The sequence below is a fragment of the Streptomyces sp. RLA012 genome (genome assembly GCF_056270325.1).
In genome coordinates, this window is the sequence record NZ_JBWDPA010000002.1 from 8692845 (window position 1) to 8703935 (window position 11091).

At 69.9% G+C, this 11091-nt stretch carries 10 protein-coding genes; 4 read left to right on the forward strand and 6 right to left on the reverse strand.

Annotation, left to right across the window (positions count from 1 at the left end; all coding sequences use genetic code 11):
- Positions 1-55: 55 nt before the first annotated feature.
- Entirely contained in the window at positions 56-1588 is a 1533-nt protein-coding gene (locus RV986_RS39845; protein ID WP_475922040.1) for a S8 family serine peptidase, read from the reverse strand.
- Positions 1589-1962: 374 nt separating this feature from the next.
- On the opposite strand from RV986_RS39845, the gene RV986_RS39850 reads away from it, so the two are divergent.
- The 3 genes from RV986_RS39850 to moaA all read left to right on the forward strand — a co-directional run bounded on the left by RV986_RS39850 (position 1963) and on the right by moaA (position 5082).
- Positions 1963-2319 carry a DUF485 domain-containing protein gene (locus RV986_RS39850; RefSeq protein ID WP_475922041.1) on the forward strand — a complete coding sequence of 119 codons (357 nt, stop codon included), beginning with the start codon at positions 1963-1965 and terminating at the stop codon, positions 2317-2319.
- The gene (locus RV986_RS39855; RefSeq protein ID WP_475922042.1) at positions 2316-3941 is read left to right on the forward strand and encodes a solute symporter family protein; all 1626 of its coding nucleotides are present in this window, start codon (positions 2316-2318) and stop codon (positions 3939-3941) included. Before RV986_RS39850 ends, RV986_RS39855 begins: the two co-directional genes overlap by 4 nt.
- Before the next feature lie 151 nt (positions 3942-4092).
- Positions 4093-5082, forward strand: coding sequence for a GTP 3',8-cyclase MoaA (moaA, locus tag RV986_RS39860; protein WP_475922043.1), 990 nt, complete (start codon positions 4093-4095; stop codon positions 5080-5082).
- A 102-nt stretch (positions 5083-5184) separates the two neighbouring features.
- Here moaA and RV986_RS39865 read toward each other — a convergent pair whose 3' ends face one another.
- Both RV986_RS39865 and RV986_RS39870 read right to left on the reverse strand, forming a co-directional pair.
- Entirely contained in the window at positions 5185-5430 is a 246-nt protein-coding gene (locus RV986_RS39865) for a hypothetical protein (RefSeq protein WP_475922044.1), read from the reverse strand.
- A gap of 255 nt (positions 5431-5685) precedes the next feature.
- The gene (locus RV986_RS39870; RefSeq protein ID WP_475924602.1) at positions 5686-6072 is read right to left on the reverse strand and encodes a DUF3099 domain-containing protein; all 387 of its coding nucleotides are present in this window, start codon (positions 6070-6072) and stop codon (positions 5686-5688) included.
- Positions 6073-6319: 247 nt separating this feature from the next.
- Here RV986_RS39870 and RV986_RS39875 point away from each other — a divergent pair, with 247 nt between their 5' ends.
- Entirely contained in the window at positions 6320-6595 is a 276-nt protein-coding gene (locus RV986_RS39875; protein ID WP_067364569.1) for a GlsB/YeaQ/YmgE family stress response membrane protein, read from the forward strand.
- Between the two features lie 204 nt (positions 6596-6799).
- Here RV986_RS39875 and tyrS read toward each other — a convergent pair whose 3' ends face one another.
- From tyrS to RV986_RS39890, 3 genes are read right to left on the reverse strand one after another with little or no spacing between them, the layout of a single operon-like run.
- Positions 6800-8068 (reverse strand): tyrosine--tRNA ligase, encoded by a 1269-nt coding sequence (gene tyrS, locus RV986_RS39880; protein WP_475922045.1) that lies wholly within the window; start codon positions 8066-8068, stop codon positions 6800-6802.
- A 44-nt stretch (positions 8069-8112) separates the two neighbouring features.
- Positions 8113-9525, reverse strand: coding sequence for a metallopeptidase TldD-related protein (locus tag RV986_RS39885; protein WP_475922046.1), 1413 nt, complete (start codon positions 9523-9525; stop codon positions 8113-8115).
- The gene (locus tag RV986_RS39890; protein WP_475922047.1) at positions 9522-11045 is read right to left on the reverse strand and encodes a TldD/PmbA family protein; all 1524 of its coding nucleotides are present in this window, start codon (positions 11043-11045) and stop codon (positions 9522-9524) included. Before RV986_RS39890 ends, RV986_RS39885 begins: the two co-directional genes overlap by 4 nt.
- Positions 11046-11091 lie beyond the last annotated feature (46 nt).

The following is an 11091-nucleotide window of genomic DNA, read 5'->3' on the forward strand; positions in this document are numbered from 1 at the left end:
TACGGGCCGTGCGGAAGCCTGTTGGAGGGCTGGTCGGGTTACCGGGGCAGCCGGGTTACCTGACCGCCCGCAGCGCGTTGACGATCCCGGCCCCGTAGAAGCCGTTCAGGTGCCTGCCGCCCACGCAGGTGGCGTCCACCACGCCGTCGCCGTTCCCGTCGTACGGGGCGGTGGGGCAGCCCGGGTTGTCCGCCTCGGCCTTGAGGAGCGCCTGGAGCTGGGCCGGGGAGGCCCAGCGGTACGTGGACTTCAGCAGCGCGGCCACGCCCGCGACGTGCGGCGTCGCCATCGACGTACCCTGCAGGAAGCCGTACTGGTTGTTCGGCATGGTCGACAGGATGCGGCCGTTCCGCGACGGCGTGTCCGGGATCTGGTACCTGTCGCCGCCCGGCGCCGCGACGTCGATGACACCCTTGCCGTAGCTGGAGAAGTACGACTTGGCGCCGGCGACGCCGGTCGAGGCGACCGTGACGACACCCGGCAGCTGGGTCGGCACGTCGAAGCACTTGTGCGGGTCGACCGTGCGGGTCACGGCGGTCGAGTCGTCGGGGCTGGAGGCGTCCACGAGGGCGTCGGAGTCGAGGTCGTCGTTGGAGTTGCCCGCCGCGGCGACGTTGAGGGTGCCCTTCCTCTGGGCGTACAGCTGGGCCCGGTTGACCGCGTCGACGATGGCCCGCTGGTCGGGGTCGTCGAGGCAGTTGTAGAGCCACGGGTCCACGTAGTAGCTGTTGTTGGTGATCTCCACACCGTGGTCGGCGGCGAAGACGAAGGCGCAGACGACGCTCTCCGGATAGAAGAGCTGGCCCGCGTCCGGCTGGGCCACGGTGATGCCCGAGACCTTCACACCGGGGGCGACGCCCGCGACGCCGATGCCGTTGCGGGCCGCGGCGATCTCCCCCGCGACATGCGTGCCGTGGTAGTGGTCGGCGTCCACGGGCCGCCAGGCACCGTACGTGGTGTCCGGCTTGCCGCCCACGCAGTTCGCGGACTGGGAGGGGGAGAAGTTCGGGGCGATGTCCGGGTGGGTGTCGTCGACACCGACGTCGATCACGGCGACCGTCACGCTCTTGCTACCCGGGTTGATCTTCGCCGCCTTGTCCGCGCCGATCGCCCGCAGGTCCCACTGGTCGGCCTCCAGGGGCTCCTCGCCCGGGGCGGCGGTCCGGGAGACCTTCGCGGCCTCGGCGGCGGACAGCATCTGCGCCGCGCCCTCGTCCGTCGTCCCCGCGGCGGTCAGCGCCGCCGTCCTGGTCGCGCCCGCCGACTGCACCCCGCGCACCGCGCGGATCTGCTTGCCGAAGTCCGGGTTGGCCGAGTGGACGACGATCACACCGATCTTCTCGTACGCGATGACGACGGTGCCGCCCGCCGCGGTGATCGCCTTCTCCACCGACCGGATCGTGCCGTGGTCCGACCTGGTGTTGACCACGTACGCCAGGTCGCGGCCGTCCGCGCGCGTGGTGGCCGACATGGTGAGAGGGGCGGCCGACGCGGCGCCCGGCAGGAACCCGAGCGAGGCGGTGAGCGACAGGACGACCGGCACGGCGAGGGCGAGCCGACGTCTGGAGCGCAAGCGCAGATGAGCCATGGGGTCTCCATATCATCCGGAAAACGGAGCTGCCCGAACACGGGTGGTGCTCGGGCAGGTACATGACGAAGCGGTGCAGGCCGAAGCTATCTCCCGTCCGACCTGGCCAGCAATGACTTCCGGGGACGACTTCCGAAAGAAGTCGGGGGAGTTGAACCGGTCCACGCGTGGCGCCGTGACCTTGAGCAGGGAGCCCGTGGACGATCGAGCCCCCTGTTGGATCACGCACGGGAGTGAATTCATCGCACTCGGTCACGTGATCCAGGTCACTGTGAGGTCAGAACCGTATGTCCGCACCCGAGCCGTTCCCGTCCGCGAGCCCCGACTCGCCCCCGTTCACCGTCGCAACCGCACCCGCAACGCGAGGAGACTTCGTGGCCACCGACGCACCGCCCCCCTCGAAGGCCGATCCCCGGCTTCCCTCGACCGAGGAGTTCATCGAGGTGCAGGAGAGTGCCGAGTTCGCCGAACTGCGCCACTCGCACCGCTCGTTCGCCTTCCCGCTGACCGTCGGCTTCATCGCCTGGTACCTGCTGTACGTCCTGCTCTCGAACTACGCGGGCGACTTCATGGGCACCCAGGTGGTCGGCAACATCAACGTCGCCTTGGTACTCGGACTCGCCCAGTTCCTCACCACGTTCCTCATCGCCTGGTGGTACTCGCGGTACGCGGCCGCGAAGCTGGACCCCAAGGGCGAGGCGATCAAGGCCCGGATGGAGGGCGGCGCATGAGCCCCACGACCACGACACTGCTGGCGGCCGGCGAGGCCGGCGAGCACCGGCCGCTGATCATCAGCCTCTTCGCGGTGTTCGTCGCCGCGACCCTCGTCATCACCGTCTGGGCGGGCCGCCAGACCAAGGACGCGGCCGACTTCTACGCGGGCGGCCGCCAGTTCACCGCCTTCCAGAACGGCCTGGCCGTCTCCGGCGACTACATGTCCGCCGCGTCCTTCCTCGGCATCGCGGGTGCGATCGCCCTCTTCGGGTACGACGGTTTCCTGTACTCCATCGGCTTCCTGGTCGCCTGGCTGGTGGCCCTGCTCCTGGTCGCCGAACCACTGCGCAACTCCGGCCGGTACACGATGGGCGACGTCCTCGCGTACCGCATGCGCCAGCGCCCGGTCCGTACGGCCGCGGGCACCTCCACCATCGTCGTGTCGATCTTCTATCTGCTGGCCCAGATGGCGGGCGCGGGCGTCCTCGTCTCCCTGCTCCTCGGCATCACCAGCGACGGCGGCAAGGTCGGCATCGTCGCCCTCGTGGGCGTCCTGATGATCGTGTACGTCACCATCGGCGGCATGAAGGGCACCACCTGGGTGCAGATGGTCAAGGCCGTCCTGCTGATCCTCGGCGCCCTGCTGCTCACCTTCCTGGTGCTGCTGAAGTTCAACTTCAACATCTCCGACCTGCTCGGCAAGGCGGCCGACAACAGCGGCAAGGGTGCGCCCTTCCTGGAGCCCGGCCTCAAGTACGGCGCCACGTCCACCACCAAGCTGGACTTCATCTCCCTGGGCATGGCGCTGGTCCTGGGCACCGCGGGCCTGCCGCACATCCTGATCCGCTTCTACACCGTGCCCACGGCCAAGACCGCGCGGAAGTCCGTGAACTGGGCGATCGGCCTCATCGGCGCCTTCTACCTGATGACCCTCGCCCTCGGCTTCGGCGCCGCCGCGCTGATCAAACCGGACGAGATCATCGCCTCCAACAAGGCGGGCAACACGGCGGCACCACTCCTCGCACTGCACCTGGGAGGCGTCGACTCCAACTGGGGCGCGATCCTGCTCGCCTCCATCTCCGCCGTGGCCTTCGCCACGATCCTCGCGGTCGTCGCGGGCCTGACCCTGGCCTCGTCCTCCTCCTTCGCGCACGACATCTACGCGAACGTCATCAAGAGGGGACAGGCCACGGAGAAACAGGAGATCAGCGCCGCGCGCTACGCGACGATCGCCATCGGAGCCGTGTCCATCGGCCTGGGGGCCCTCGCCCGCGACCTGAACGTCGCAGGCCTCGTCGCGCTCGCCTTCGCCGTCGCCGCGTCCGCCAACCTGCCGACGATCCTCTACAGCCTCTTCTGGAAGCGGTTCACCACCCAGGGCGCGCTGTGGTCGATCTACGGCGGTCTGGTCACGGCGGTCGGCCTGGTGCTGTTCTCACCGGTGGTCTCCGGCAAGCCCACCTCGATGTTCCCGGACGTCGACTTCCACTGGTTCCCGCTGGAGAACCCGGGCATCATCTCGATCCCGGTCGGATTCCTGCTGGGCTGGCTCGGCACGATCCTGTCCAAGGAGGAGCCGGACACCGGCAAGTACGCCGAGCTGGAGGTGCGGTCCCTGACAGGCACCGGAGCACACTGAATCCCGCATGTCGTCGCCGACGGCCGCGTCGTAGAGAGCTACGACGCGGCCGCGTCGCGTCTCGTGGGACACGGCCGCCGTCGATGTCGGTCACGTCACGTACGCTCGATCGTGTCCGGCACGTGTGATCGCATCGAGGGAGGGGGCCCCAGTGCTCATCGACACCTATGGCCGAGTGGCTACCGACCTGCGTGTCTCGCTGACCGACCGGTGCAACCTCAGATGCACGTACTGCATGCCCGAAGAGGGCCTGCGGTGGCTGGCCAAGCCCGACCTGCTGACGGACGACGAGATCGTCCGCCTCATCGACATCGCGGTCACCTCCCTCGGCATCACCGAGGTCCGCTTCACCGGCGGCGAGCCCCTGCTGCGCCCCGGCCTGGTCGGCATCGTCGAGCGCGTTGCCGCCCTCGCACCCCGCCCCCAGATCTCCCTGACGACCAACGGCATCGGCCTCAAGCGCACCGCCACCGCCCTGAAGGCCGCGGGCCTGGACCGGGTGAACGTCTCGCTGGACACCCTGCGTCCCGACGTCTTCAAGGCCCTCACCCGCCGCGACCGCCACCACGACGTCATCGAAGGCCTCGAAGCCGCCCGCGACGCGGGCCTCGCCCCGGTCAAGGTCAACTCGGTCCTGATGCCGGGCCTGAACGAGGACGAGGCGCCGGACCTGCTGGCCTGGGCGGTGGAGCACGACTACGAGCTGCGCTTCATCGAGCAGATGCCCCTCGACGCCCAGCACGGCTGGAAGCGCGAGGGCATGGTCACCGCCGGCGACATCCTCGCCTCGCTGCGTACGCGCTTCGAGCTCACCGAGGAGGACGCCGGCGAGCGCGGTTCCGCCCCGGCCGAGCGCTGGCTCGTGGACGGCGGCGCGCACCGCGTCGGCGTGATCGCCTCGGTCACCCGCCCGTTCTGCGCGGCCTGCGACCGTACGCGGCTGACGGCCGACGGCCAGATACGCAACTGCCTGTTCGCCACCGAGGAGACCGACCTGCGCGCCGCGCTCCGCTCGGACGCCCCCGACGAGGAGATCGCCCGCGTCTGGCGCCTCGCGATGTGGGGCAAGAAGGCGGGCTCGGGCCTGGACGACCCGTCGTTCCTGCAGCCGGACAGACCGATGTCGGCGATAGGCGGGTAAGGCGTCGGGCAAGACATCGGGCAAGGCAGGGCGCAGGGGTGTCCAGGGCCGTCCGGAAGCCGCGGACCGTCCCTGGTTGCTCGCGGCAGTTCCCCGCGCCCCTCAGAGGGCGTCAGGCTCCTCCCAGTCCTCCAGCCGGACCACGTCCTTCAAAAAGCCCCGCACACCGAGGAACTTGGACAGGTGCTCGCGATGCTCCTCGCAGGCGAGCCATGTCTTGCGCCGCTCGGGCGTGTGCAGCTTCGGGTTGTTCCAGGCGAGTACCCACACGGCATCGGTGCGGCAGCCCTTGGCGGAGCACTGCGGAGTGCCGGGGGCGGGGGACGTGTCGGGGAGCGGGAAAATCACGACTCAACCCTAGACGGCTCCGAAAAGGCGACGCCGAGCAGCCACGGGGGGAGCTGCCCGGCGTCGGTCTGTCGCTCCGACGGGGGATGCGGAGCGCGTACGAAGTATGTCACGGGTAGCCCGCCGCCCGGCACCGGAACAACATGATTGATCTGAGCTTTTCTTGAGCTTGGTACGCGGTTGGATTCCGTTTTCGGCGGACCCTCCGCGGTCGGCCGAGGGGCGGCCCGGAACCGGTCGGGGGCCGGCTCGGGCTCAGTTCCGCTCGCGCGGCTCGCCCCCCGGGCGTGCCCCGGGGTCGGCCGCGACGTCCTCCGGGACGGGTTCCGCGAAGGCGTCCGGCCGGGGCGGCGCGATCATCGGCGGGCCGGGGACGGTGACGAACGTGGAGGGCAGCGACGGCGCGTTCTCACGGCCGGCGTTGGCGATCACCACGGAGACATAGGGGAGGAGTATCCCGAGCACCAGTGCGACGATTGCGACGTGCCGCTCGACGTTCCAGAGGGTGGCGGCGAGGATCACGGAGACCGTGCGGACGGACATCGAGATGACATAGCGACGCTGCCTGCCGCGGACGTCCTCGTCGAGTCCCTGCCTGGCCCCGGTGATCCGGAAGACCTCGCTCTTGCTCCGCTTCCGCATCATGTTCCACCACCTGCCCTGTGTCGGACTCTCCCAGGCCCGTACCCGGTCCCGAACCCGGTCAGGGAAGCAGGCCCGAACAGGTTCCACGTTACGCCGCGGCTGCGTCGCCAACGAGACCGGGTGGGGTCCTTCCTGAGGGGACATGATGCGCCGTACCGCGTATGGCCGCGCCCGACATGCGCCGTATGGCGGACAGGCCGAGACTGGGCCTAATGCTCACGTAGAGCCGTACTAGGAGGCAGGCATGGGCTGGTTGTGGGCGATCATCGTGGGTTTCGTGCTGGGCCTGCTGGCCAAGGCGATCCTTCCGGGCAAGCAGCACAGCCCGCTGTGGCTGACGACCATCTTCGGCATCCTCGGAGCCATCGTCGGCAACGCGATCGCCCGGGCGGTCGGCGTCGCCGAGACCCGAGGCATCGACTGGAGCCGCCACGCCTTCCAGCTCGTGGCCGCGATCATCATCGTCTTCCTCGGTGACATGGCGTACATGGCGCTGCGGGGCAACAAGCAGAGAGCCTGACGGGCGGCCGCAAGGCCCGATGGGCCGGTACGACGAAGGGGGCGGTCTCCCACGCGGGAGAACGCCCCCTTCGTCGTGTTCAGGCCCCGTCCAAGCGGGATCGGTGAAGTCCGGTGCGGTACAGCGCCCCTCAAGGGGCGCGGGGAACTGCGCGACCAGCCACAGACGGCCCGCAGTTTCCGAACCGTTCCTCCAGCGGAGCGCTCAGGCCCCGGTGACCTCCACCGCCGCCAGGTTCTTCTTGCCGCGGCGCAGCACCAGCCAGCGCCCGTGCAGCAGGTCCTCCTTGGCGGGGACCGCGTCCTCGGCGGTGACCTTCGCGTTGTTCACGTAGGCACCGCCCTCCTTCACCGTGCGGCGCGCGGCCGACTTGCTGGCCACCAGGCCGACCTCCGCGAAGAGGTCCACCACCGGGCCGAGCTCGGCGACCTGGATGTGCGGCACCTCGGAGAGTGCCGCGGCCAGCGTCCTCGCGTCGAGCCCGGTCAGCTCGCCCTGACCGAAGAGGGCCTTGGACGCGGCGATCACCGCGGCCGTCTGGTCGACGCCGTGCACCAGCGTCGTCAGCTCCTCGGCGAGCGCACGCTGGGCGGCGCGGGCCTGGGGGCGCTCCTCGGTCTGCTTCTCCAGCTCTTCCAGTTCCTCGCGGGACCTGAAGGACAGGATGCGCAGGTACGTCGAGACGTCCCGGTCGTCCACGTTCAGCCAGAACTGGTAGAACGCGTACGGCGTCGTCATCTCGGGGTCGAGCCAGATGGCGCCGCCCTCGGTCTTGCCGAACTTGGTGCCGTCCGCCTTGGTCATCAGCGGCGTCGCCAGCGCGTGCACGCTGGCGTGCGGCTCCAGCCGGTGGATCAGATCGAGGCCCGCGGTGAGGTTGCCCCACTGGTCGCTGCCGCCCTGCTGCAACGTACAGCCGTGGCGTCGGTACAGCTCCAGGAAGTCCATGCCCTGCAGCAGCTGGTAGCTGAACTCCGTGTAGCTGATGCCTTCCTCGGACTCCAGGCGCCGGGCCACCGAGTCCTTGGTCAGCATCTTGTTGACGCGGAAGTGCTTGCCGATGTCCCGCAGGAACTCGATGGCCGACAGGCCGGCCGTCCAGTCCAGGTTGTTCACCATGACCGCGGCGTTCTCGCCCTCGAAGGACAGGAACGGCTCGATCTGCGAGCGCAGGCGCGTCACCCAGTTCGCGACCGTCTCCGGGTCGTTCAGCGTGCGCTCGGCCGTCGGGCGGGGGTCGCCGATCTGGCCCGTCGCGCCGCCGACCAGGGCGAGCGGGCGCAGGCCCGCCTCCTGAAGGCGACGCATGGTGAGGACCTGCACCAGGTGGCCGACGTGCAGGCTGGCCGCGGTGGGGTCGAAGCCGCAATAGAACGTGACGGGACCGTCCGCGAGCGCCTTGCGCAAAGCATCTTCGTCGGTGGACAGGGCGAACAGCCCCCGCCACTTCAGCTCGTCGACGATGTCCGTCACGGTTCTCGTATCTCCTTGAGTGGTCTCGTGAATCAGGTACGAGGTTATACGCCCTGGCTGACAGAGCTCATGTTGAAGTCGGGCACCCTCAGCGCGGGCATCGCAGCACGAGTGAACCAATCGCTCCATTCGCGCGGCAATGTCTTTTCCGTCCGCCCCGCCTCCACGGCCCGCCCCAGCAGGTCCACCGGCGACTCGTTGAACCGGAAGTTGTTCACCTCGCCGACGACCTGGCCGTTCTCGACGAGGTAGACGCCGTCCCGGGTCAGCCCGGTCAGCAGCAGCGTGGCCGGGTCGACCTCGCGGATGTACCAGAGGCAGGTCAGCAGCAGACAGGGCCCACGATGGTCCGTGGCGGCGACCATCTCCTCCAGGGAGCGGTCCTCGCCGCCGTCCAGGATCAGGTTGCCGATGGTCGGGGCGACGGGCAGCCCCGTCAGGCCCGCGCTGTGCCGGGTGGTGGACAGATGGCTCAGCGTGCCCGCGCTGACCCAGTCCGTGGCGGCCAGCGGCAGCCCGTTGTCGAACACGGACGCGTCGTCGCCGGAGGAGTGCGTGAGCACGAAGGGCGCGGACTCGAGACCCGGCTCGTTCGGGTCGCTGCGCAGGGTCAGCGGCAGCTCGGTGAGCTTCTCGCCGACCCGGGTGCCGCCGCCGGGCTTGCTGAACACGGTCCGGCCCTCGGCCGCGTCCCGGGCCGCCGCCGACCACATCTGGTAGATCAGCAGGTCCGCGACGGCGGTCGGCGGCAGCAGCGTCTCGTAGCGGCCCGCGGGCAGGTCGATGCGCCGGTCGGCCCATCCGAGCCGGGTCGCCAGCTCGGCGTCGAGAGCGGCCGGGTCGACGTCCTTGAAGTCCCGCGTGGACCGCCCCGCCCACGCCGAGCGCGTCCGGTCCGGCGACTTGGCGTTGAGCTCCAGCGTCCCGTTCGGCTGGTCGTGCCGCAGGCGCAGCCCCGTCGACGTACCGAGATAGCTGGAGACGAGCTCGTGGTTGGCGAAGCCGTACAGCTCGCGGCCGCCCGCACGCGCGCGTGCGAACGATTCGCCGAGCGCCGGGGCGAAGTCCGCGAAGACGGCGGAGGAGGTCTCGGCGGGCGCGTCCGTGAAGTCGGGGGACTCCGGTACGCCCGTGACCAGCGGCTGGGCGTCCTCCGCGGGGCCGGCGCCGCGCGCGGCGGCCTCCGCGGCCCGCACCAGCGGCTCCAGCTCGTCCGCGGTCACGGCCGACCGCGAGACGACCCCGGAGGCCGTGCCCTCACGGCCGTCGACGGTCGCGACGACGGTCAGGGTGCGTCCGCGTGTGACCCCGTTCGTGGTCAGCGCGTTGCCCGCCCAGCGCAGGTTGGCGGTCGAGTGCTCGTCGGCGATCACGACACAGCCGTCGGCGCGGGAGAGTTCGAGGGCGCGCTCGACGACCTCGTGCGGCTTGTTCTGCTGGCTGGAGCGAGCGCTCATCGACCGGCCTCCTGCGTCGTGTTGAGAATGTTGACGCCCTTGAATAGGGCGGACGGGCAGCCGTGCGAGACCGCCGCGACCTGACCCGGCTGGGCCTTGCCGCAGTTGAAGGCACCGCCCAGGACATACGTCCCCGGACCACCCACCGCGGCCATCGAACCCCAGAAGTCGGTCGTCGTGGCCTGGTACGCGACATCCCGCAGCTGCCCGGTGATCCGACCGCTCTCGATCTTGAAGAATCGCTGACCGGTGAACTGGAAGTTGTACCTCTGCATGTCGATGGACCAGGACCGGTCACCGACGACGTAGATGCCGCGGTCCACACCCCCGATCAGGTCCTCGGTCGAGAGCCCCGCGGGATCCGGCCGCAGCGAGACATTGGCCATGCGCTGCACGGGCACGTGCCCGGGGGAGTCGGCGTACGCGCATCCGTTGGACCGGTCGAAGCCGGTCAGCTTCGCGATGCGCCGGTCCAGCTGGTAGCCGACGAGGGTCCCGTCCTTCACCAGGTCCCAGGACTGCCCCGCCACCCCTTCGTCGTCGTACCCGATGGTGGCGAGGCCGTGCTCGGCGGTGCGGTCGCCGGTGACGTTCATCCGCTCGGAGCCGTACTTCAGCTTGCCGAGCTGGTCGAAGGTGGCGAAGGAGGTGCCGGCGTACGCGGCCTCGTAGCCCAGCGCGCGGTCCAGCTCGGTGGCGTGGCCGATGGACTCGTGGATCGTCAGCCACAGGTTGGAGGGGTCGACGACAAGGTCGTACAGCCCCGCCTCGACGCTCGGTGCCCGCATCTTCTCCGCGAGCAGCTCGGGGATCTGTTCGAGCTCGGAGCCCCAGTCCCAGCCGGTGCCCGTGAGGTACTCCCAGCCGCGTCCGACCGGCGGCGCGATGGTGCGCATGGAGTCGAACTCGCCGCTGGACTCGTCGACGGCGACGGCGGTGAGCTGCGGATGCAGCCGTACGCGCTGCTGGGTGGTCACGGTTCCGGCGGTGTCGGCGTAGAACTTGTTCTCATGGACGGTCAGCAGCGAGGCGTCGACGTGGTTGACGCCGTCGGCCGCGAGCAGCCGCGCGCTCCAGTCCGCGAGCAGCGCGGCCTTCTCCTCGGCCGGCACGGAGAAGGGGTCGATGTCGTACGACGAGATCCATGTCTTCTCGGCGTGCACCGGCTCGTCCGCCAGCTCCACGCGCTCGTCGGAACCCGCCGCCCTGATCACCTGGGCCGAGAGCTTCGCCATCGCCACGGCCTGCGACGCGACCTTCGCGGCCGCGTCCATCGTCAGATCCACACCCGACGCGAACCCCCAGGTCCCGCCGTGCACCACCCGCACCGCGTACCCCAGGTCCGTGGTGTCCGACGACCCGGCGGGCTTGGCGTCCCGCAGCCGCCAGGACGCGCTGCGCACCCGCTCGAACCGGAAGTCCGCGTGCTCGGCGCCCAGGGCACGCGCGCGCGCCAGCGCGGCGTCGGCCAGGGACCTGAGGGGCAGTGCCAGGAATGACTGATCGACTTCATGGGGCACGGGTGGGATTCCCTTCGCAGTGGCTCTGCCGTAATGACCGTCGCTG